Raw genomic sequence first — 20,896 nt, forward strand, 5'->3', positions numbered from 1 at the left:
GCGACTCGGAGCCATCGGCGGAAAAGTTCGTTACGATCGTAATACGTCCAGCACCTAGGATGGCGGCCGATGCCACCGACGCGGCCGTGTCGATGGTCGGATCTAAGGCGACGGAGACCAGCGACGCAATCAGAAGCCCGAAGGCAAGCGCAGCCGTAGGCGCAGCGTTTCTTTTTCGCCACATCAGTTTCCCAACGCCCGGGTTTTCGCCGGATAAGCTGGAAGTCAACATGCCTGCGGTGCGGCTCACTACTTCGGGCGACACCGGGAGCCGAAATTTGTTGCCCACTCGCCTATTGACCCGCTCCGGGATTGCCAGAGGCTCCAACTCTTGAGAAGGGGGAGCCGTGCCAAGCAAGACGATGAACAGATTCCAACCCGGGTCCCGGCCCGTGCGGTTCGGATCGTTACTACTCCGAATTCGTTTGAACGCTTTCCTCGCGATTGAGGTAGGCGTGCACACGCACACCTATCTCACGCTCCTGCGCGCGCTCAGGCGCCCATGCCGCCGTCGATGGTGTGCATCGCGCCGGTCATCATTGCACCGTGCGGGCCCGCGATATAGGCGGCGAGCTCGGCAACCTCATCCGTGCGAATATGGCGCTTGATTGCCATGAAGCTGCGCACGAACTCGGCCATCGGTCCGTCAGCCGGATTCATATCGCTGTCAGTCGGTCCAGGCTGGATGCTGTTGACGGTAATTCCGCGATCGCCGAAATCGCGCGCGAGCCCACGGACCATGCCCTGCACCGCCGATTTGGTGAGCGCATACGCGGCTCCGCCCGGAAAGGGCATAAAGTCGCCGAAGACCGAGCCGATCACGATGATGCGGCCATTGTCGGGCATCTTGCGCGCAGCCTCGATCGCGGCGTGATAGGGGGCGCGGGCATTTACATCGATCATGTGGTCGATGGCGTCGGCCTCAAGCGTCAACGGATCGCCCATAACGCTCGTGCCTGCATTCGCGATGAGTACGTCGAGAGCGCCGCGGGACGCGACGGTTGCAATCAGCGCGTCACGGTCGGCGCTGTCGGTGCGGATCGCTACGGCGCGTGTCTCACCCGCAAGCGCCTCCGCGGCTTCCTTCGATCCGGCATAGGTGAAGGCAATTTTGCCGCCCCCCCTCGCGAAACGTCGGACAATCGCTGCACCAATACCCCGGCTGCCGCCGAGAACGAGAATGTTCTTGTCAGTGAAGTCACCCATAACTAGCTCCTTGAATTTGTGTACCAAGCACTACAGGCGGGCCTCGATGTCCGCTTCCGAAGACTCAGAGCGACCTTTGGGTGTCCGCCGGAGCGTCAGACGCGTCGCGACCAACTCAAAAAGGCGTGGGGCCGAGCACCTTGATAGCGAATTTCTTGGCCAGCGCGGGAAGGTCCGTCACGCCGCCTTTGGCAATGACGCGCATGGCTTCCTCAACACCGCCGGGGTAAGCAATCCCCGCGATCCGCAGCTTTGAGGTCGAGCGGTTACCCCAGGCGTGTGGAATGCCTTTGGGGAGCGTGACCATCGTCCCGGCTTCCGCATCGAATATCTTGTCGCCGAGCGCGAAGCGCGCTGTACCTTCCAGCACAAAGAGGTATTCGTCCTCATTTTGATGGACGTGCAGCGGCGTGCCGTCGCCGGGGTCCGAGACAATCTCAACCAATGAATATACGCCGTTTGTGTCGGCTGCCGACACGCGCATCAGGAAAAGCTCGCCAGGCCTCGTTTGCAACCAGTCGGCCCGCGCGTTGCGATCCGGGTGAGAAGCTGAAGTTGTCGTCTGACTCATTTTCTGTGTCCACTTTGGTTTCGAACATTGCCCTCAAGCACCGTGGCCTCGATCTAGGGAGTGCGGAAGAACCAATCTTGAAGATTCTTGCGTTTCGCGCGGTTCGGCGCCCGGTTACGAACTTGTTACCTGCAAGAAGCCAGAACGATCTTGAGCTTCTCGTCATCCGTCCAGCGTCGACGCCGGCCGGCTTCGACAACTCCCAGCCGTTCAACCCGAGTACCGTACTTATTGTTGTCCATAAGGACTGTCACGCGGCGCTCACCCTAATCGACAGGGCGGCTCTCACCGAACGAAAGCATTATTATTGGCATCCGCTATCAAGGGATGATCATCGCCTTGCGAAGACGGACAAAAAGGTCGAACCCGAACCAGCCGGCCAACCGCGCCCACATCCAGCTCCAGCGAAAGACGTCGCCGTTGACGACGTTGAAGGCATTATTGCGCGCAACCCCGGTTGTTGCGGCCCATTCCAGACGGCGGGCCAAATAACCTTGCGTCGGTCATATCGGTGAGTCCGCTCCATTGTGCAGCGGAGCCCAGGAACAGGAACGGCCGCCCGCTCTCCGATAATTTGCCTGCGATAATTTGGCAGGAAACGGCCCATTAACCCCCAATGTCCATCATTATCGCTGTCTAGTGCATAGTCGTTATCAACGAACTCACACAGGAGCCGTCGCTGATCGCAACCGGGCGACGGCCTCCTTGTTGGTTGGACCGATGGACTATCGAGCTTTCACGAACGACAGCCTCACCATGATGTATGAGAGTGTTCGCGGCGCTCTTGCGTCGGACGATGCTCAGAAGGTCGCCGGAGAGAAACCACGCTTCCAAGTTCACGAAACGTCTGGTTGGAAGGAGCATGCCGCCAATCTAGAGACCGAAATGCTCCGGCGGGGCATGTTCTTCGAGATTATTGATTGGTCCGAAGATCAGGGGCGCTTGCCCTCTGGTTCTGCTTAATGGAATGTTAATGGATCGTCGCCAACGTTAAGGCTATCGCAATCGTCGCGGCGGCGACACCCGTTTCGCTAACTATTGTCCAGACCTGCTCGGTTGGCAGTCTCTTCACAGGAGAGACCGTTATGCTCAAAGGTTGCATGATTGCTGCTTTCGCGCTGCTTTTTCTGATGCTGTGCGATCATCAGGTATCAAATGGCAAATATACTGACTCGGTTATCGTCATGGCGAAGCAGATCACGCGTTCGTTCGGCGTCTGACGTTCGTGGCGTCATGAGCGAGACAGATACTCTTGAAGCACTAAACGTCGGAAAGTGTCCGGATTGCGGATCGAACAAATTACGATCCAGGCTGCGCGTTGATATCGCCGAGCACCTGACCTGCGTGGCATGCGAGGCGCGTTTCTACGTCGCGCCGCGAGCACCGCTTGCCATGGTGTTCATTCGGCAATGACGGGCGTCGGGTGACTTCGTCAGGGGCCTTGCCAAAAATAAGCATGCTTGCAGGGGGGTTTTTCCCTCCCCCCTTTGGGATTGCTGATCCTTGCCCAAGGTCGTGCGGATGAAGGCATGCTCATGGCAACGGAATTCGATAACTTCGCGGCGCATGTGATTTCGCGCCGAGTAAGCTGCGCCCGGTGTTCACACAAACAATTCATCCGCTCACCCGCTGCTAGCAGACATTCTCAGAGGTAGTCGGCAGGTCTCGAAAGGGCCACAAGCGGACCTCAGCTGCTGGACGTCACGCGGCGGCACCAGCCGTATTCGTACGGTGTTCCATCTATCGAGCGGCGAGGATATCAGAATCCGGCAAATCGGGCGGAAGTCGCAGCGCAGCCACTTTCGAGTTCACGGTACGGTATACCGGAGCCAGCTTAGTCCCGACTGGAATTCAGCTTTCACCGAACACGATGGATCTTGATCCAGTTGATCACGGCTATCAAGCAGCCAACGCCGCCGCACGGGGACTATTAATGGGAGTGGCAAATGAAGTCGTACAACTCCTGCTGCAATCCGCCGGCAGTTGGCTTTTTGAAGGTCTTCGATCCGGTCTAAGTGACAGCGAGTGGTCGGCCTTGCGCTTTCTCGCTCGCGCAAACGAATTTTCGAGAACTCCGTCTGCTCTCACTGCTTTTCTAGACACCCACCGAAGCGCCGCAGCCCAGATTGCCGCCATCTTGCAGAGCAAGGGATTGGTAGTCCGTAAGCCTTCTTCCTACGACAAGCGCTCGATTACGCTAAGCGTTACACGTGAAGGCGAGAAGTTCCTGGAGCGCGATCCAATAAATGCTCTTCGAGAGCAGATCGTGGCGCTTGAGGACGAAAATCGATCTCAGCTACGCGACTCGCTTCGCGAAATTCTGATTCGGCTCGACGTCGCCCAGCGCCGACAAAACGCCGACGTTTGCAGTCAGTGCCTATTTTTGGTCGAAAACGACGAGGGGAAACATCGCCATTTCAATTGCCGTTTCTTTCGGCGATCCGTTGCACCAAGAGATACGAGCTTGCTTTGTACGTATTTCGAGCCGCGTCCACAGAAGAGCTTGGCAGCCAAAACGTCAACAGCTTGAAACTTCGGATCATTGCCAATACACAAACATGCCGAAGTCTGCCTTGGGATAACCGGTACCGGTACCTGGTCGCCTTCAATCCCGGCTATCGCCCCCTGGGTCGCTCCCACCCTCAGCGACAGCTGTCCACCGCGAGGGCCACAAGAGCCGTTGGGCGCGGCGCATGGTGGTCCCGCCATCCACGAGCGACGGCGTTGCACCGACGAACGACAGGTTGATCGGCGGCGTCGGGTTTTTCCGGGTCACGGCACTTTGAGCCGTTGCCGACTTCATTGGCTTCGGTAGAATCGGAATAGGGCGAGAGGGGCACGTCACGTTATGTCGGACAAGCGCGCAGAACTGGAACGCCTTAGCGAAGACGACCCGGTCTTGGCTCGCTTGCTCCGTCAGGAGTACCCCACCTCCGACGGCTACATCGACGCGCAATGGGGGCGGCACGGAGGCCCGACGACTGATCTCGATGAGCAGGCGCGGGAGCAGCGCATCATCGACCTGCTCGACGCTCTTGAGCGTCAGGACGCGGAAGCTCGGCGCGAGGGGGACGAGCTCGAAGAGCTCATCCGCGACGTGCTCTATCGGCTCAACGATGTGCGCGAGGGCAGTGCCGAGTACCGCATGATCGTGCGCCAACTCAAAGGTCTGCGCGAATGCAGTGAGCTGGGCCGCCTTATCTTTGAAGGCTTCGCCATGGGATGTCGGCCGTGGGTACCCGCTGAGGTGTATGGCTGGGAGCCGGATTAACCGGCTGGGACGCCGACGCCAGACGATGCACTGTTAACCGGTACCGGTACCTTGGTCGTTGAAATCCCGACTATGTGCCCCGGGGCCGCCCCACCCCTCATTCATTGCTGTCCAGGACCATCCGCGGCGCTTGAGCGCCTGCACATGCCTGCACGTTGCAGCACGCCAATAGCGGCCGCCATGTCCATTGGCGCCGGCAGAAGCAGCAGTGACGCGCATGTGCGAGGGCAAGAAACTGACGACGGTCGTCAGCGAACAGGCGCCGCACTCGCCACGCGCGCTGATACGGCAAAAGTGAATCGCTGCGATTCAGAAAACGCACATCGTACAGAATCTAATCGGTGGTATAGCCAAATACAGCGGTTTTTATAGAGGTATCCCGTGACTCCCGAGCGGCCCCTAGTGACTTACATGCGTGTTTCCACATCACAGCAAGGTCGTTCAGGTCTCGGTCTCGAAGCGCAACGTGCCGCGTTGCTCCACTTTGCCGAGACCGAGCGCTTCCACATCGTTGACGAATTTGTCGAAGTGGACTCGGGCAAGGGCCACGATGCCTTGGACCGCCGTCCGCAGCTCAGAGCCGCGCTGGCGCACGCGAAGAAGCACAAGTGCCATCTCGGCGTCGCCAAGTTGGATCGCCTCAGCCGCGACGTGCACTTCATTAGCGGGCTCATGGTGCATCGGGTGCCGTTTTTGGTCGCCGAACTCGGGGCCGATGTCGATCCCTTCGTCCTGCACCTCTTCGCCGCACTCGCGGAGAAGGAACGCACGCTGATTGGAACACGAACGCGGGCTGCGCTGGCGGCGGCAAAGGTGCGCGGCGTCAGGCTCGGTAATCCGGGCCTTGAGGACGCCCGGCAGCGCGCCATTCGGCAGATTCGGCAAGCCGCCGATGCCCGCGCCGTTGAGGTGATGCCCCTGATCCAGCAGATTCAGCAAACAGGAGCGACGTCGTTACGCGACATCGCTGATCGGTTGAATGCTCAAGGAGTAGCAGGCCCACGTGGGGGCGCCTGGTACGCCACCAGCGTCAAGAACGTCTTGGCTCGGAGTCTCTAGGATTCCTCGCACGCAGGCCTAGCCGACGGGCTACGATCCTGAGTCTCGCTGACCAATTCCTCGTCGTCGCAAAACTCGAAAATCACGACATCCGCGCCTCGATCTTCTGGGTGGATAGTGTAGTGACGATCTAGCGCGGCATCCGGGTCCTCGTGATAACAGCGAGGCACCGTCACAACCTTCCCCGGACGCGGCTGGCCCCAGCTCTCGATCCGGTCAACTGCTTGAGACAGTCGGTTGATGTAGGATGCGGTGACCATTGTGGACCCCCATATCTCGCGACAGCACGGCCAATCGCTGTTGAACGTCGGTCAAGACTTCCGCCTCGAGGCAGGCGCGGATCTCTTTCAGAGCATAAATGAACCGGGTCATTTCGTCGGAGGGGATCCTACCGTTCAGTCCCATGCGGTATAGCCTGGCCATCTCCCCCCGAACCCCCGCCAGCGTGTCCAACGCCATCTTGTTGCGGGGGGTTAGGACCTCGGCTTTTTGTTTCTGGCTCAATGTCATCCGGCCGGTTCATTGGGGGCCTGAAACCAATATAGCGCCATTCGTCCCGACCGGCGAATGTCTGGGTTGCGGGTAACGATGGCAAGGCCACCGCGGCTGCACCGGTGTACCACGTCCATCAGACTTGCCGCCGTGCGCCAAGCGGCGCTGGGGTTCACCGCACTGCTGCATCACATCACCGTCCTTCTGGAGCAGAGTTACTGCGCATCTGAGCAAGACTCGGCGCCAGGCGTCGGGGTTAAGCGCGGTCTGGTGCCGCTGCGGCTCCGCGTCAAGCTCCTCGATGCGCGGCCGTCCATGCTTTTCCTATCTCTTTATGACCTCTTTCGCGTAGACGATCTCGACTTGTTTGCCGCCCCCACGACGCGGCCCACCTCGGTATCGAGGGCGTTCTCCGGCACTTCGTTGCCGAGCGTCTCGCGCAGCTGCTTTTCCAGATGAGCCTTCAGGATGGACGGGCTCATCTCGGCCTTCAGAGCCTTGGCCTGGCGGCAATACCAGCCAGCCAGCTGATTGACGCGCGGCGGGTCCAACTCGGACGGCGGCGACGTTCCTCCCTCCCTCTGGCTAGATGGCGTAACCACCGTAACCGGCGTAACCACCACCTCGAAGAAGCGCTCGTATACGTCCTTGGTTGCGGTGGTGACGTTGGGTACGGCGTCTGGCGGAAGGGAGAGAGGCGGGAGGTAGCGGCGCCACGCATCGGCGAGAGGGGCGATGGGGTAGCCCTTCGCCTGCGTCCTCACGTTCGGATGGGGCCGAAGGTTCTCCGACCTCACCTCATAGTCGCGCAGGGTGACCGCGAGCTGGCTGGGTGTGTAGGCCTGCCCCTTGTTGACGGTGTGCCACGGCGCATCCTCGAGCCCGAACAGCTCCTCAAGTATCCTCTTGGTGGCAAGGCCATGCGGAATCGCCTGCGCGACCGCCACCAGGTTGTTCAGGAACACCGTGCGCAGGTCCCCCAACAATCTCAGGTTCAGGCTGACCGGCGTGTCCCGGCTCACGGCAACGAGGGCTTCAGCGGCCTCACGCGCCAATGTCGGCCACGCGCCGCCCGCCAGATCGGCCACCGCCAGCAAAGGCTCCCAGCCGTCCGCCTGACGATCCTCGACAGATGGCGGCATGACGGGTCGCGCCTCCTCGGCGTCGGCGGCCACCATGCGCGCCCAGCCGATCAAGCGTCGGCACAGGGCCGCGCCTTCCGGGGTATGAAGGCGGTGACGGAAAGGCTCAACGCGCTCGCCGCGTAGACGCCGGCGCATACGAATAATGATGCTGCGGGTCAGGATGGTGTCCGGCAGCCAGCCAATCCCGGCCAGTGCGACGGCGGCATAGCTCTCGATCTCTTCAGTCTCGACAATCGTGCCGCGAACCACGCAGCGCCCAAACTTGGCGCCGCGCCTATGACCGCTATTGATAAAGGCCCGGATGTCCTCGTGCTCCTTCGCCCTGGGACCAAAGATGGTGTCGATCTCGTCGAACAGCACGGTCGGTTGTCCCTCATCGCTGCCGGTCTTGCGGAACAGGTAGGAGGCCGACGAGTTCATGGTGTTGATGGGACGGGGCACCAATGGCTCGGTTACCTCGAGGCACCGCGTCTTTCCGCTCTCCGGCTCGGCCGACAGAAACGCAAGACGCGGCGTGCTTTCCCACGCCGACATCAGATGCGTATGCGCAATCCACAGCGTGTGCGCGATGGTGGCATGCTCAGACGGGTAACAGACGAACCGATCCAAATAGATGCGCACGTCGTCGAGCAAAGGGGCACCGTCGTGCTCGGCAACCGCGTCAATTGCGGCGTCCTCCTCCCTTTGCCTGTTTTCCCGTAACAGCCGTAACCCGCTCTTCACCAGTTCCGGGATCTCGCGGTGGCGTTCCTTCCAGCGCTTGTCGCGCGGTGCCTCCGATCTCGCCATCAGACTGCGCAGCGTATTGACCACCGCACCGGGATCGGTTCCCGCCGTAACAAGCTTGGCGGCGAGATCGCGCAAGCTGTCGTGCAGGGCATGGCCGGCGAGAATGTTCGCGTAAAGATCGCCCCAGTTGCCAGACGCCTCGCTGCCGTTGGTACTTTCGCCACCAGTAGGCGCATCACGGTGCTTGCCGTTGGCGTTGTCGTTCCTGCTGCGCTGATAGCCGTGGTTCAGCATCACCGCGGCGAGATCGTCCATCAATGCCTGCGCTTCGGCCTCGTCAATCAACGGCAACTCCGCGCGCTTGGTGTTGCCGGGATTGCCGCCGCTCCACTGGTACATTTCTTGAGTGTCGGGGTGAACGCCGTGGACGACAACTTGCTGGCCACGGCAGAGGAACTCGACCTTCTGGTTGGTGTCACCGTCAGGCGCGGTCAGCAGGACCTGTACCTTCGCGAATGGCATATCGGTGCGGAACGGAATAGCGACCTTGGGACGACGCCCATAACGCAGCAGGACCTTGCCGAGCTCACCAAACCGCTCGCGCACCAGCGCGACAGCGGCATCAACGGCGGCCTCGTCCAGAACGTCGATATCCAATGTTGGGCAATGCGCGCAGAGCATGCCGGTGTTGGTGGCGCTGGGGTACAGCCTGCTCCAGATAGCAAGATCGTCTTGGGAGACCCCGACGCGCTCCGGCCAGCCCTCGAGAACCGCCGCTTTGCCCTCCACCGGGGTCGGCACGTACCCGGATTTGATCATGTGCTGGCGTATGTCGGTGGGTGTCACGGCTGGCCTCGTCGAAATTGAGACTAGGAAAGGGCGAGGCCGAAGCCTCGCCTTCGCAACCTTGGTTAGCGGATGGGATCGTTCATCCCGCCGCTATCGTGCGCGATGGCAATCACCTCCGCGCCGGGAATGCTCCAGTCCACGATCTTGAAATACGGCTTGGATCTCATGCCGTACTTTGTCCGCATGACCTGCCATTCCAGCGACAGCAGCGGCACGACGCCGGGGCGAAGACGGCGGGCGTTGCGTACGGCGTTCTTGAGATCATCCACCGCGCTGCGTCCGCCGGCCGAGGCCGTGCAGAAGGTGTAAGCCGTACACGTATGCGGGTCGATGAGCAGCACCTCTCGCGAGTTCTGCAACGGATCGGTGGGTTTGTCGTCGGGGCCGCATTCCCACTTGCTCTCGTCGGTGTAGCCGAGTTCGTGACGATTAGGATAATGGCCATCGATCTCCGTCACGAAGTCGACGACCTTGCCGTTTTCCCACCTCTTCCAGCCTGTCCTGATACTCAAAGCGATGTAGCAGCTGCCATTGGGGATCGCCGCCTTTTCCTTGCCGGCAAACCACTGTTTGTCGTCAAAGCGCAGCAGCGTACCCTGGATCTGACGACCGGCGCCCTCGTCATCGATGGGGCTGTTCCAACCGTCATCAACGAGTGTGTAGGCCTGCATGGCAGTGCCAGCGTCAGCGTTGTTCACGTTGTCGGCCATTGTCTTTTCTCCTCTTTCCTTGATCACCAAAAGGACGGCGGCACCGCTCGTCACGGTGCCGCCGTCAGTCGTCTAGGCCGCTTCGCGCAACTCATGCAGGCATCCCTGCAGTTCGTTAAGGAACTGAACGGCGGCGTTAATCGCGACATGCGCCTCGTTCGCGCCGCCGAGATCGTCCGGGTGGATGCGGTCGGCCGCCATATCCAGACCGAAAATCAATTCGCCGATCGTCCGGTCGAGGATCGCGTTGCCGATCTTGCCGCAGAGGCTTGCAGCCCCTGCCTTCTTCGCATAGATGATACTCATCTACCTGCGCCTCCGGGCGCGCTCCGGCCCACTTGTTGTTACCTCTCGGGGGGTCGGTATTTGCCGAGATTGCAGGTGGCTTTCGACTTGCCGGTCAGGCCACCTGCTCGACTCTCTGTTTTCCGCGGCCATCTTCGATCCCTGCTCAGCCGTCTTCCGGCGTGAGCAAGCTCCGCGTGGTCATCTGGGCGCGGGAGCGCGCCGGTCAGCTACGCGGCCTCCGGCGACTGCCTTACGGGCAAGGACTTGATCCACGCCTTGAGTGCCTCGGCGGTGATGATCGTGCGCGCGCCGGCCTTCCTGGCCTCCAGGCGCCCGCGCTTGATCTCGGAAAAGATCAAGGTCCGCCCGACGCCCGCGCGATGCGCGGCCTCGTCAGGCGAGAATGCGAATATGTCGTTCATGGGTGTTTCCCGTCGTTTAGGCCGCACGTGAGCGGCCTTCTACGAACGGGGTGTACGCTTCCGCCGGCTCTTTTGGACGTGGGGGAGTTTTGAAGAAAGATTCAAATCTCCCCCATGGGCCCGTGCAGTCGAGAGGGCCCGCGCAATCGTCTCCGGCTTGTAGGGCCTGCCGCGATTGAAAATACGCAATTCCTGCAGCGTCGCCTGAACAAATCTGACGTAGGGGCCGCCGACGACTTGATCGTCGCTTCGACTGCGGCGCGCAGGACGATTGAAGTGCCGCTTATAGATGGCCGTGAGGTAGACACCGGCGAGCCAGTCGAACGGACTGAGCTTTTCTAAACCCAGCTCGGCCATCGTTCTCCTTGCCGCTTCGGTTGCCCACGCAGGCTCCTCGATCGGCGTGTTGTAGTCCGCTGCCGCTGCGGTAATGAGCTTCACGACAGTTCGGGCGTCAGGGTCAACGTCAGCCAGCGCACGCAATATAGCAACCCACGCATCTTCGTCTGCAAGACGTGAACTCAGCTTGCGTGCCGCCTTCTCAATCTCGCCGACCTTTTCTTTCCGTTTGGGCAAATCCGCCAACTTCTTCCGAGTAACGTACCAGGTGCGCGCCCAGTCCAAGTCACGACACAGTTCGGCGACGTCCAGAACAGTTGCGATCCCGGTTTCGGAGATGATTGCCTTGACTTGGTTCCGCCAATCGTTCGATGGCTCCGGGAATTTTCCGCGAACAACTGGCACGACCAATTACCCCTGAGCGCGTACGAATGGCCGCACGTCCCGGTCTTCCGATAACCCATGCCGAAGCGTGTCGAGATAATCCGCCCACACCTGCATCATTGCGATCCGTTCGCCCCAAAATTCGGCGGCGTGCATGTAGGCGCGGCGAACGTCGTTCTCTACCATGTGCGCAGCTGACGCTCGATCGCGTCCGGATTCCAGTGGACCATCTCGTTGAGCAATGTCGATGCGATCGCCTGGAAGCCCGACGCGGTCCGAGAGTTTCGCTGGGGCTCGCTCAATTTCGACGACGAGAGACTTACCGGCGAGGCCGCACTCTTTCAGGTGCTTGGACGGGAGGATCACATTCCATTTTCCCATGTCCGGCTCCTGCGTTTCTGACCTGGCACCCGAAGTGGTGTATCATCACCACCAGGTCACTCGCCCTTGGCGCGGGCAACTCGCCAACAGCGCCGGTGAGACCTTTGAATACTACCTCAACGAGATTGACGAAACCATGGTCAGCCTCACAATCCGTGTTACCGCGGCGATTGAACGCGAAATGTTCTCCAAACTCGTTACTTTCACAACCGGTGCGTTCAGCCAAATCGAAGCAGCGGTAAGACGATTCGTGAATCCGCGGGCGATCCGCCGCCGCTCGGAGATCAACCTTGAACAGCGAGAACGGTAACGCGGGGGCGCTGAGGCGGTAGCTTTGGGTTGTCAATACGTGCCGCCAGGACGTTGCCATGAGTACCGGATGTTGGCGCATCAAACCTCCCGGGCCTGAGGGGAAGTTCGTAATGACCGCAGCAAGGCGAACACCCAACGAGACAAGCGTTGATGCGGCGCGCAGGTCTGGTCCTCGCCGCATGCTCAACGAGAAGCAGGTGCTGGCGATCGTTCCCGTTTCCAGAACTACAATTTTTCGACTGGAGAAATCCGGCCGCTTCCCCAAATCGACCTACATCTCCCCGAACCGTCGCATCTGGTTTGAGGACGAGATCGTGGCGTGGCAGAATGCTGTCGATGAATTCAACCCGCATCGGGCTCGGGGCAAAGGACGTCGCCCGCGTACGGCTGGGGGCAAATCGAACGCGCGCTTCTCGCCGTAGTCTGGGAACCTGAGCCGCTTACGGCTTGGTTACCCTTGGGAAGACCAACGATCGATCGTCGAAGTCCTGAACCGGAAGTTTGGCGCTGCCGACGGCTTGAGGCGGTTGCGGCTTCGACGTCGCGAGCCCAGTCGTCGTCGAATGGGTGAAATGCAAGCCCGATCGCATCAACCCGGACCCTATTCCGAGCAGAGCGACGAGCACGAGTGCCGACATCATCATCTTCATGGCAAGCTCCATGCGATTGAGAGTTTGCGCCCAACGCTCCGTGTACGGCGCGCACCACAAGCCGAGTGTGAACCGCCTCACATCTCTCGAAGGCGTGATCATTGTCGTGCCGTTATCGCGGCGACCAGTTCGCCGGGCTCCGATCTCGGCGCGCAGCGCTATGCAATCGCTGCCTTGTCTTCCTTGTCCGCTCCGCGCATCACGATCCGCAGCGCGTCATCCGGTAATGGCCGCTGCAATGCCTTGGCCTCGTCCCACGCCGCGCGCATCCAGACATCGCGCTCCTCATCGGTGGTCAGGATCACCGGCATCGCTTTCGGATCGATCGGCTCGACCACCGCATTCGGCGCGGTTGTCAGGAAGCCATAGACCTGATGCGGTCCTGGCACCGGCTTCGACTTGGTGCCGCGATCACCGTTGAACGTCGTCCGGATGCCAGCGAAGGCGAACAGCAGACGGTCCTCGTTCAGCGCGAACCACACCACATCCTTTTTCTTAATCCCTGCTGTCCCAGCTTCCGGACAAGCAAAAGTTTAATAAAATTTGCCACTTAACTCTAAATCAGGTTCCAGATTTTCAGTTCAGTTGAAGGGCGTATGGTTGCTTTCATTAAACCATGCGCTTCCGTTACGTACCAAAAGCCAGCGCGGCCAACGTACCGAGGACTGCACATGAACAAGCATCCTACCGAAGGGCTGCTCTTTTTTGATGGCAGCCAGAATTTGCGTGTCATTGCTTGCGATGTCAGCCGAACCGGCGCCGTCGTCCACTCAGACCGGCTCGGCCTGCTACCGATCGATTTCTACATCACGTTCGACGACTTTCTGACGGTGGCAAAATGCCGGCTCACATGGCGCTATCGCGACGATTTCGGCGTCGTTATCGACCGCTGGCTAGATCTGCGTCAGTGGATCGCGGGCAACCAAGCAGGATAAGGCGGATCGCATCGGCCCCGGCGGACAACCATGAAAAAACCGCCGCGCGATTATGTTCGGGCCTCGATCAGAAGCGCTGCTGCGCCGGTGTACCAGCCGTGCTCGCACGGCGACCAGCGAGGGCCGACAGTGGTTGGTTATGCATCCACCGACGGCCATTTTCTGATGGGCATTTCGTTGTAGCGCGCGTGGTTCAGCTCCTCGGCGGTGAACAAATCGCATGTCCAAGCGCCGCCCATCCATGGGCTGTTGGCTCCATCATTACCCTGCGGTCACTGATTTTCCGTCCGTACTCGATCAACCCGGCGCGCCAAAGCCACCACACCGACCGTGTACTGCGGCCCTCCCGATTCACGAAGCCGAACGAGAACACGTGGGGGTCATGCGTGACTTCGCCTCGCGCGGCGGCTTCCAGTGCGCTTCGCTGCGATTTGGTCAGCCCTATGTCGTCCGGAGGTTCCTGCGCCATCGCCCAACATTGCCGTCCCGAAGGAAACTATGCCGCAAACCATTGCTAATGATGGTCCACTTTTGAGCGTAGGAACTCAGGGCAAAGGTCAGCCCCGGCGCCGGGGCTGGAAGGCGCCGGAGACGGCCGCTGCCTCGCCCGCCGCCGGAGAGATCTTTGGAGGAGGACATCCGTCAAGGACGGGGCCGTTGAAACGCTGAGATAAGTAGTCGTCGTCAGCAAGTGCAGTTTGTGCCATTCGGCGTATCAACAACGGAAAGGCCATTGCCGCTAATGGATACACGGGAACCGGTGTTGCGAGGCGAGATTTCGACCATAATGTGTGCGGGCGAATTTGCCGCTTTTTGCAAAGGATGGCTCGAGACCCATGGGGCGCTGGAAAGTAAGTTGGACCGAGCAAGAGATCGAAAAGCTCAAATTGCTGGCGGGCACCATGCCGCTCTCGCTGATCGCCAAGGAGCTTGATCGCACCACGGGCGCTGTGCTGGCGAAGGCGACGGCAAAAAAGCTCTCGATAATCGTGCACACACGTAGCGGTCGGGCCTGAGCCCACGCGCCGCAGATTCATTTGGCTGGGGAGGTATGGGCGTGGATCGGGAACGTCAGCGCGGATTGGACGCAGGCCGGCGTTGGGCCAAGGTTGCGACCGCGCATGAGATTGCCACCGTGGTCAGCGGATCGTTCGACGACGTTTGCCGCATCATGCCGCCCGATGTATCGGACCACTTCGTTGGCGGTTTCCGTGAGGGGGTGCTCCACGTCTGGCGCGGTGCGTGATTTACCTGCAAACAATTGGAGCGCGGTATCAAAAGACAAATCTGACGCCGCACGTAGTCCCGTGCCGCCACACTACATGGCAGCGCCTCGTCGTCTTGAAGCCATCCAGCGACAGATCGAAATCGCGAGAAAACACGTAGAATGGGCAGTGAAACTTCGCCCCCTGATCGTTCACGTCCTTCACCACGCAGCCATGAACGCCGTCAATTCCGTCAAAGTGAATCATCGCGGGTTGGTTGATTTCAATGCGCGCCAATGCTCGCCGCTCAATCATAGGACCAACTCCAAACGTCATCGGATCAAAAATTAACGCGATAATCGGCGCAGACTATCGCGACGATTTGGATTTAAAAGTAAGAGACCATAACTTTTTAAAATTGTACGAGGTCCAAATCTTTCCAAACGTGTGCGCGCGTGGTCCCCGCGCGATCTTGTGCATGTTTCGCACCCGGCAAACCAATCCAGCCGAGACGACGAGTGGCGCGACGGCAGGACGTAGTCAGCGCGAGATCAAACGATTGGATGCCGTCAAAACGGTGCCAGCAATGCCGCCTTAGCCACTCTTACCGGTGAGGACCTGATCTTGAAACGTAGGAGAGTACGTCATGCCGCCGACCGATCAGTCGCGAAATCATGTTGGCGAACTGAACGAGAGAAAGAATTGCGAGGAATTCCAAAATCATTTCAAAAAGCCTCCGGGTTCGAAAATTCGCTGTTGTAAAACACGCCCCAGCCCGGAGACCGCAAAACTAAAACTGTTTGGTGCGGCGTAAACGCAAAATAGAACGCTTCAACGAAGAAACAATAAATCAGTTGCTTTTCGGCAACAGCACGAGGAGATTGCAGCGTTCTCGTAAACACGCTGTTATTTGCCGCTGGTCGCCAACATGCGCCAGCATCATCCGTACCGTTCGTCGAGTGGTGGGCTCGCCGCACTTGTCGGCCATCTCCTGACAAACGCGAGCGATCTCGCCGCGCACCTGGAACACCACCCGCTCGATGCTGCGCCGGATCGTAAGGAAGCCATGGAATTCGCCTGCGAGCTGCTGCACACCAGCAAGGCATTCCACAGCATGGTCTGCAATCGGCTCGAAGTGATCTGCCATGAAGACCTCGACACCATCGCGGCGCCATGGGTCGTGCCGTTCGTCGCGACGGCGCTGGCGCAGTCCAGAGAGCGCTACAGCAGCAAGATCGGCGAAGCACGGCTGATGGTGGGCAACTGCATCAGGATCATGTGCAGGGCTCCCAAGAGCCGTGCTGGGTGCCACTGCCGCGATCGGGCTGCGGTTTCAACTCGAAGGCTACGTTCCGGCTGTTCCAGATTTCGCCAACGATCAGCACACGCTGGCGGGCCACAAGCTGGGCCGTGGTCTCGATCACTTCCGCAGCGAAGGCGCGAAGCTTGTGCCGCCGCCGGTCGATGATGATCCCTACGAGGACGAAGTCTACCGGCTGTGGGCGATCAAGCAGCGCGGCAGGCCCTGAACGTCCCGTCCGGCCTAAGGGCCGACGTAGAAGCAAGTCGCGTTTTGGCCCCGCGGAAGTAGTGCCGCTTTGGCGTCGGTTTTGACTTGAAGCACGCGCTCTCAGTCGCAAAGCTGCCCGTCGGTGACACTCCTTAGCCTTGACTTACATAAAATAGACGCGTCACCTCGGTCGGAGAGGGCCAATACTGCCATCGCGCGGGCACCGGCGGCATAACATTCGTAACCGGAGTTCGCGATGCAGGTCAGAAACAACGTACTTAACCCCAATTCCAACGAACATCGCTTAGCCGTCCTTGCAGGCGAGCAGATCTTTAGCGAGTTCAAGTATCGTAGGGGAAGGGAAATCTTCGGCGAAGGACATGAGACTGGGCATGTCTATCAAGTCCTCTCTGGAGCGGTTCGATGCTTTAGGCGGCTCCCTGATGGTCGCCGCCAGATCAAGTCATTCCACTTGCCGGGTGATATGTTCGGGTTCGAGAATGGTGCTAACCATCGGTTCTCTGCCGAAGCTGTTGTAGAGACAAGGGCCGTTTTCCTGAAGCAGCGCAACCTTCTTGACGCATTCGCAAATCAAGAAGGGGGCAGAACCGGCTTGCTCCGCCTTGTTACAGAAAGTCTTCAACACGCTGAGAACCACATGCTTCTCTTAGGACGAAAGACCGCGCGCGAGAAAGTGGCGGCATTCATCCTCGAAATGGACGAGCGGCATGCGCATCCGGACGTGATCGTTTTGCCGATGGGCCGCCGCGATATTGCAGACTATCTCGGATTGTCGCTTGAGACAGTAGCACGGGCCTTTTCGAGCCTTCAGGACGACGGCGTGCTGCGGCTCATCGGCACAAGCCATAAACAATTTATAATCCGACGTCGTGCTGAACTCGCGCAGCTTGACGCATAAGGTCACCGCTTCCAATAGTGGGCAATCTCTACAGCGAATTCGGTTTTTGGCCCTTCTGAGCCAATAAGCAGGCTGCACTGACGGTCGGACGGGCTCGGACTTCTACGATGTCGGACGACGGCATTGCGCCACATCGCGCACCACCTTTGTGTACCGACCTGCATAAAATTTAGTTCGCGATTGCGCGATTGCAAATATCCTCAAAGGTCGCGGTCACGCGGTCCCCGCAGGTTCCCACGCGTTCGGAAGGACCCAAAACCGATGAGGGCATCCACGTTACCGAAGCGCGACGGGAAAAATAGGTAGGTACTGCAAAAGGGAGGAAGATGTGCCCTCAAACAGGGAGAGGCATCAATGCCCACGGTTGAACAATGCAGAGCCTACGCTGCGGAACACAAGCTCTTGGGAGCGGATGCGAGGAATTCAGCCCGCCGATCCGCCATGCATAAGAACATTTCCAATAACTGGACAGCGAGCGCACCAACTTGAGAGCCTTGCGATCATCGAGAAGGAAGGAAAGTAGGCCGCTTGGGGCAAGCGAACTATTCAGAACTGGTCAGCAACTCTGTCCACTTCGTGACACGTTCGCAACAGCAAGCTACAAACTGTAATTGCGCTTGTCGTTCGCCACACTTAAGGCAATCCACGCTCTCACCGTTCGTCAGTCATTGCTGAAGTCGCGGCTCCTCGAAGGGGGAAACGATGAGTTCTGGGGACAGCATCAGGCGAGCCAACGTCGATACAAATGCGCAGAAAACTCGCGCGACCAAACCGGCAAGATATTCGGACCGCTTCAGAACCACGCATCAACCGGAAAATGCTTCCGGAGCAACTCGGTTGGCCTTGAGAGGTCTGCGCAGGGGTGAGGTCCGCGCGCATCTGGTGGCCACGACGGCAGTCGCGGCGCTGCTCGCTGCGACATCCGCACACGCGCAGAATGCGGATTGGCTGATCAATCCCGGCTCAGGAGATTTCAACACCGCCGGCAACTGGAACCCTGCCACGGTGCCGACCGGCACCGCGTCCTTCGGGTTCTCCACGATCCCCAACCTGACGTTCAACTCGGGTGCCGCAAACAGCGTCGGCGCTTTTATCTTCAGTAATTTGGCGCCGGTCTATACGTTCAGTCTCGCTCCCTTGAGCAGCCTGACATTTACCGGCGCGGGCATCTTCGCTGCTCCGAACGGCGTGCAAATTACCACTTCGCCCCTAAGCAATTTGGTGTTCACTAACAACAGCTCAGCGGGCACTTCAGTGGGCGCTGCCGCCACCACAATTACCAACGCCGGCAGCGTGACTTTTGCTGGAAACAGCTCGGCGGGCACCGCTACGATCGCGAACAACTTTCAGTTAATGTTCACAAACAGCAGCACGGCGGGCAACGCCACCATCACCACGAATGGTATAACGACGTTTTCGGGCAACAGCACCGGCGGCAACGCGCAATTGATCGTCAACGCTGGGGGGGAACCTCACTTTTGAGTTCACGACGGGGCCAAATGGCGACAATCAGATCACAGCCGGATCGATCGCGGGCGCCGGCAATTACATACTTCCCGGTAAAACACTGACAGTTGGCAGCAACAATCTATCGACCGAAGTCAGCGGTGTGATCATCGGCGCCGGCGGCTCGCTGGTCAAGACGGGCAGTGGCACGTTAGCGCTGTCTGGCACCAATACTTACACCGGCACAACGACGGTGAACGCCGGTTCGCTGTTGGTGGATGGTTCGATCGCATCATCGAGCCTGACCACTGTGAACTCAGGCGCTGCGCTCCACGGTAGCGGCACCGTAGGCCCGGCGAGCATTAACGCGGGCGGCTTCCTCGTTCCCGGTCCGGTGGGGACGCCGGGCAGCATAAACGTCGCCGGCAGCCTCGCGTTTCAATCCGGCGCGTTCTACATCGTGCAGGTAAACCCCTCGACGGCGTCGACCACCAATGTGACCGGCACCGCTTCGCTCGCGGGGACAGTGGGGGCCGTTTTTGCACCTGGGAGTTATGTCTCGCGCCAATACACCATTTTGACGGCCGCCGGCGGGCTCACCGGCACGTTCGACGCGCTCGCCACCTTCGGCTTGCCGGCCGGCTTCGGGGCGCGACTGGCCTACGTCGGCAACGACGCAATACTTAATCTCAAGGCCCAGCTCGTTCCCGATCCTAACCCGCCAATACCTATACCACCCATACCGGGTGGACCGACGCTGCCGCCGCCCCCACCGGTCTTCACCGAGAACCAGCTCAACGTCGGCCGTGCCATCGACAACTTCTTCAACAACGGCGGTGCGCTGCCGCCGGCCTTCGTGCCGCTCTTTGGCCTCGCCGGCAGCAATCTCACCAATGCCCTCGATCAGATCTCCGGAGAAGCTGCGACCGGTGCACAGACAGCCGCATTCCAGCTCGGCAGCCAGTTTCTCAACCTGATGCTCGATCCGTTCGTCGATGGTCGATGCGGTGTTAGCCGCACTGACTATCCAGCGCTCGGCCTCAGGCCCGACTGCGAGCCTCGGCCGTCGGGACCAGCTCTTGCCTATGCCTCGATGTACACCAAGGCACCCCCGGCGCCGGCGCCGATCTATGAGCCGCGCTGGACGGTGTGGGGTGGCGGCTATGGCGGGGGCAACAAGACCAGCGGCGATCCCGTGATCGGCAGCCATGATCTTTCGACACGCACCGCGGGTTTCGCGGGCGGGTTCGACTACCGCCTTGCGCCCAATTCCGTGGTGGGCTTTGCAATCGCCGGTGGCGGCACCAATTGGAGCCTGTCGCACGGGCTTGGCGGTGGTAGAAGCGATGCCGTCCAGGCTGGCATTTACGGCGCGACCCGCTGGGGCGCGGCCTATCTCGCCGCGGACTTCGCCTTCACCAATCACTGGATGTCAACCGACCGCTTCGCCTTTGGCGGCGACCATCTGACGGCTGACTTCAACGCGCAGAGCTACGGCGGGCGGCTGGAAGGCGGCTATCACTTCGAGACGCCGTATGTCGGGGTTGCGCCCTATGCGGCGATCCAGGCGCAGAGCTTCCACACGCCGAGCTACGGCGAAATCGGCACCATTCCCAATGGCTTTGCCCTCGCGTTCGGTTCGCGCGATGCGACCGACACCAGGAGTGAGCTTGGTGCGCGCTTCGACCGGTCGCTGGCGCTCTATTCCAACGCCGTGCTGACGTTGCGCGGCCGGCTCGCGTGGGCGCATGACTGGGTGAGTGATCCCACCCTCATGCCGGTGTTCCAGGCGCTGCCGGGGGCGAGCTTCATCGTCAACGGGGCGATCCCCCCGAAAGATTCCGCGCTGACGTCGGTGGGTGCGGAGCTTCGGTTCGTCAACGGCATCAGCCTGCTCGCCAAGTTCGACGGCGGCTTCGCCTCGCACTCATCCACCTACGCTGGCACCGGCACGATCCGCTACAGCTGGTAACAACGGCCCGCCACTTCTCGGGCAGGGACTTCAACTTATGGGCCCTTGCCGCCTACAAGTGGTTCGCGTCCGCTTTCAGCGGATAAGCGGTCTAGGGCCTA

General features: G+C 60.0%; 26 protein-coding genes and 2 pseudogenes. 15 read left to right on the plus strand and 13 right to left on the minus strand.

All coding sequences use genetic code 11. The annotated features are described in order from the left end of the window. Nucleotides 1-492: 492 nt before the first annotated feature. From bdcA to AB7245_RS36920, 3 genes and pseudogenes are all read right to left on the minus strand, one after another. Nucleotides 493-1,206, minus strand: coding sequence for an SDR family oxidoreductase (bdcA, locus tag AB7245_RS36910; RefSeq protein ID WP_063981277.1), 714 nt, complete (start codon nucleotides 1,204-1,206; stop codon nucleotides 493-495). A 115-nt stretch (nucleotides 1,207-1,321) separates the two neighbouring features. Then, complete coding sequence (locus AB7245_RS36915) at nucleotides 1,322-1,777, minus strand: cupin domain-containing protein (protein WP_439035530.1); 456 nt, start codon at nucleotides 1,775-1,777, stop codon at nucleotides 1,322-1,324. Nucleotides 1,778-2,136: 359 nt separating this feature from the next. Beyond that, nucleotides 2,137-2,344, minus strand: a pseudogene (locus AB7245_RS36920) (NAD-dependent dehydratase); the annotation flags it as partial. A 153-nt stretch (nucleotides 2,345-2,497) separates the two neighbouring features. Between AB7245_RS36920 and AB7245_RS36925 the strand changes: the two are divergent. The 5 genes from AB7245_RS36925 (at nucleotide 2,498) to AB7245_RS36945 (ending at nucleotide 6,107) form a co-directional block, all read left to right on the plus strand. Continuing rightward, nucleotides 2,498-2,740 (plus strand): hypothetical protein, encoded by a 243-nt coding sequence (locus AB7245_RS36925; protein ID WP_439035531.1) that lies wholly within the window; start codon nucleotides 2,498-2,500, stop codon nucleotides 2,738-2,740. Between the two features lie 122 nt (nucleotides 2,741-2,862). Beyond that, nucleotides 2,863-2,997 (plus strand): hypothetical protein, encoded by a 135-nt coding sequence (locus tag AB7245_RS36930; RefSeq protein WP_256376464.1) that lies wholly within the window; start codon nucleotides 2,863-2,865, stop codon nucleotides 2,995-2,997. A gap of 650 nt (nucleotides 2,998-3,647) precedes the next feature. Beyond that, the gene (locus AB7245_RS36935) at nucleotides 3,648-4,307 is read left to right on the plus strand and encodes a MarR family winged helix-turn-helix transcriptional regulator (protein ID WP_245328548.1); all 660 of its coding nucleotides are present in this window, start codon (nucleotides 3,648-3,650) and stop codon (nucleotides 4,305-4,307) included. A gap of 318 nt (nucleotides 4,308-4,625) precedes the next feature. Further along, entirely contained in the window at nucleotides 4,626-5,048 is a 423-nt protein-coding gene (locus AB7245_RS36940) for a hypothetical protein (protein WP_063981274.1), read from the plus strand. A 411-nt stretch (nucleotides 5,049-5,459) separates the two neighbouring features. Further along, the gene (locus AB7245_RS36945) at nucleotides 5,460-6,107 is read left to right on the plus strand and encodes a recombinase family protein (RefSeq protein WP_084795335.1); all 648 of its coding nucleotides are present in this window, start codon (nucleotides 5,460-5,462) and stop codon (nucleotides 6,105-6,107) included. Nucleotides 6,108-6,931: 824 nt separating this feature from the next. On the opposite strand, the gene AB7245_RS36950 is transcribed toward AB7245_RS36945, so the two are convergent. The 6 genes from AB7245_RS36950 to AB7245_RS36975 all read right to left on the minus strand — a co-directional run bounded on the left by AB7245_RS36950 (nucleotide 6,932) and on the right by AB7245_RS36975 (nucleotide 11,846). After that, nucleotides 6,932-9,319 (minus strand): DUF3631 domain-containing protein, encoded by a 2,388-nt coding sequence (locus AB7245_RS36950; RefSeq protein ID WP_354102278.1) that lies wholly within the window; start codon nucleotides 9,317-9,319, stop codon nucleotides 6,932-6,934. Between the two features lie 65 nt (nucleotides 9,320-9,384). Beyond that, a complete protein-coding gene (locus tag AB7245_RS36955; protein ID WP_063981270.1) occupies nucleotides 9,385-10,032 on the minus strand; it encodes a hypothetical protein in 648 nt (215 codons plus the stop codon). A gap of 72 nt (nucleotides 10,033-10,104) precedes the next feature. After that, nucleotides 10,105-10,338 carry a hypothetical protein gene (locus AB7245_RS36960; protein WP_063981269.1) on the minus strand — a complete coding sequence of 78 codons (234 nt, stop codon included), beginning with the start codon at nucleotides 10,336-10,338 and terminating at the stop codon, nucleotides 10,105-10,107. A 209-nt stretch (nucleotides 10,339-10,547) separates the two neighbouring features. Continuing rightward, nucleotides 10,548-10,742 (minus strand): helix-turn-helix domain-containing protein, encoded by a 195-nt coding sequence (locus tag AB7245_RS36965; RefSeq protein ID WP_063981268.1) that lies wholly within the window; start codon nucleotides 10,740-10,742, stop codon nucleotides 10,548-10,550. A 39-nt stretch (nucleotides 10,743-10,781) separates the two neighbouring features. Continuing rightward, nucleotides 10,782-11,486 carry a hypothetical protein gene (locus AB7245_RS36970; protein WP_439035532.1) on the minus strand — a complete coding sequence of 235 codons (705 nt, stop codon included), beginning with the start codon at nucleotides 11,484-11,486 and terminating at the stop codon, nucleotides 10,782-10,784. Nucleotides 11,487-11,492: 6 nt separating this feature from the next. Further along, on the minus strand, nucleotides 11,493-11,846 hold the full coding sequence (locus tag AB7245_RS36975) for a hypothetical protein (protein ID WP_187387934.1): 354 nt from the start codon (nucleotides 11,844-11,846) through the stop codon (nucleotides 11,493-11,495). On the opposite strand from AB7245_RS36975, the gene AB7245_RS36980 reads away from it, so the two are divergent. Beyond that, complete coding sequence (locus AB7245_RS36980; RefSeq protein ID WP_063981266.1) at nucleotides 11,845-12,156, plus strand: hypothetical protein; 312 nt, start codon at nucleotides 11,845-11,847, stop codon at nucleotides 12,154-12,156. The genes AB7245_RS36975 and AB7245_RS36980 overlap by 2 nt on opposite strands. 181 nt (nucleotides 12,157-12,337) lie before the next feature. After that, entirely contained in the window at nucleotides 12,338-12,580 is a 243-nt protein-coding gene (locus AB7245_RS36985) for a helix-turn-helix transcriptional regulator (protein ID WP_063981265.1), read from the plus strand. A gap of 18 nt (nucleotides 12,581-12,598) precedes the next feature. On the opposite strand, the gene AB7245_RS36990 is transcribed toward AB7245_RS36985, so the two are convergent. Both AB7245_RS36990 and AB7245_RS36995 read right to left on the minus strand, forming a co-directional pair. Next, nucleotides 12,599-12,808 carry a hypothetical protein gene (locus tag AB7245_RS36990; RefSeq protein ID WP_439035533.1) on the minus strand — a complete coding sequence of 70 codons (210 nt, stop codon included), beginning with the start codon at nucleotides 12,806-12,808 and terminating at the stop codon, nucleotides 12,599-12,601. Between the two features lie 158 nt (nucleotides 12,809-12,966). After that, nucleotides 12,967-13,305, minus strand: a pseudogene (locus AB7245_RS36995) (SOS response-associated peptidase family protein); the annotation flags it as partial. 174 nt (nucleotides 13,306-13,479) lie between these two features. On the opposite strand from AB7245_RS36995, the gene AB7245_RS37000 reads away from it, so the two are divergent. The 3 genes from AB7245_RS37000 to AB7245_RS37010 all read left to right on the plus strand — a co-directional run bounded on the left by AB7245_RS37000 (nucleotide 13,480) and on the right by AB7245_RS37010 (nucleotide 14,989). Next, entirely contained in the window at nucleotides 13,480-13,743 is a 264-nt protein-coding gene (locus AB7245_RS37000) for a hypothetical protein (protein WP_063981263.1), read from the plus strand. 836 nt (nucleotides 13,744-14,579) lie between these two features. Continuing rightward, the gene (locus AB7245_RS37005; protein WP_063981262.1) at nucleotides 14,580-14,759 is read left to right on the plus strand and encodes a hypothetical protein; all 180 of its coding nucleotides are present in this window, start codon (nucleotides 14,580-14,582) and stop codon (nucleotides 14,757-14,759) included. A gap of 41 nt (nucleotides 14,760-14,800) precedes the next feature. After that, on the plus strand, nucleotides 14,801-14,989 hold the full coding sequence (locus AB7245_RS37010) for a hypothetical protein (protein ID WP_148312123.1): 189 nt from the start codon (nucleotides 14,801-14,803) through the stop codon (nucleotides 14,987-14,989). Nucleotides 14,990-15,017: 28 nt separating this feature from the next. On the opposite strand, the gene AB7245_RS37015 is transcribed toward AB7245_RS37010, so the two are convergent. Continuing rightward, nucleotides 15,018-15,263 (minus strand): PilZ domain-containing protein, encoded by a 246-nt coding sequence (locus tag AB7245_RS37015; RefSeq protein ID WP_063981261.1) that lies wholly within the window; start codon nucleotides 15,261-15,263, stop codon nucleotides 15,018-15,020. Nucleotides 15,264-15,594: 331 nt separating this feature from the next. Between AB7245_RS37015 and AB7245_RS37020 the strand changes: the two genes are divergently transcribed. Then, nucleotides 15,595-15,762, plus strand: a complete 168-nt coding sequence (locus tag AB7245_RS37020; protein ID WP_354102280.1) for a hypothetical protein — start codon at nucleotides 15,595-15,597, stop codon at nucleotides 15,760-15,762. Nucleotides 15,763-15,798: 36 nt separating this feature from the next. On the opposite strand, the gene AB7245_RS37025 is transcribed toward AB7245_RS37020, so the two are convergent. Beyond that, nucleotides 15,799-16,095: a hypothetical protein gene (locus tag AB7245_RS37025; RefSeq protein ID WP_063981260.1), complete on the minus strand. Its 297-nt coding sequence runs from the start codon at nucleotides 16,093-16,095 to the stop codon at nucleotides 15,799-15,801. Nucleotides 16,096-16,246: 151 nt separating this feature from the next. On the opposite strand from AB7245_RS37025, the gene AB7245_RS37030 reads away from it, so the two are divergent. From AB7245_RS37030 to AB7245_RS37045, 4 genes are all read left to right on the plus strand, one after another. Beyond that, nucleotides 16,247-16,477 (plus strand): hypothetical protein, encoded by a 231-nt coding sequence (locus AB7245_RS37030; RefSeq protein WP_063981259.1) that lies wholly within the window; start codon nucleotides 16,247-16,249, stop codon nucleotides 16,475-16,477. A 237-nt stretch (nucleotides 16,478-16,714) separates the two neighbouring features. After that, nucleotides 16,715-17,377 carry a helix-turn-helix domain-containing protein gene (locus AB7245_RS37035; RefSeq protein ID WP_439035534.1) on the plus strand — a complete coding sequence of 221 codons (663 nt, stop codon included), beginning with the start codon at nucleotides 16,715-16,717 and terminating at the stop codon, nucleotides 17,375-17,377. Nucleotides 17,378-18,079: 702 nt separating this feature from the next. Continuing rightward, nucleotides 18,080-18,859, plus strand: coding sequence for a hypothetical protein (locus AB7245_RS37040; RefSeq protein ID WP_439035535.1), 780 nt, complete (start codon nucleotides 18,080-18,082; stop codon nucleotides 18,857-18,859). A 127-nt stretch (nucleotides 18,860-18,986) separates the two neighbouring features. Further along, nucleotides 18,987-20,795, plus strand: coding sequence for an autotransporter outer membrane beta-barrel domain-containing protein (locus tag AB7245_RS37045; RefSeq protein WP_439035536.1), 1,809 nt, complete (start codon nucleotides 18,987-18,989; stop codon nucleotides 20,793-20,795). Nucleotides 20,796-20,896 lie beyond the last annotated feature (101 nt).

The organism is Bradyrhizobium sp. 604_D8_N2_3 (genome assembly GCF_051810765.1).
In the GTDB taxonomy this organism is placed as follows: Bacteria; Pseudomonadota; Alphaproteobacteria; order Rhizobiales; family Xanthobacteraceae; genus Bradyrhizobium; species Bradyrhizobium barranii.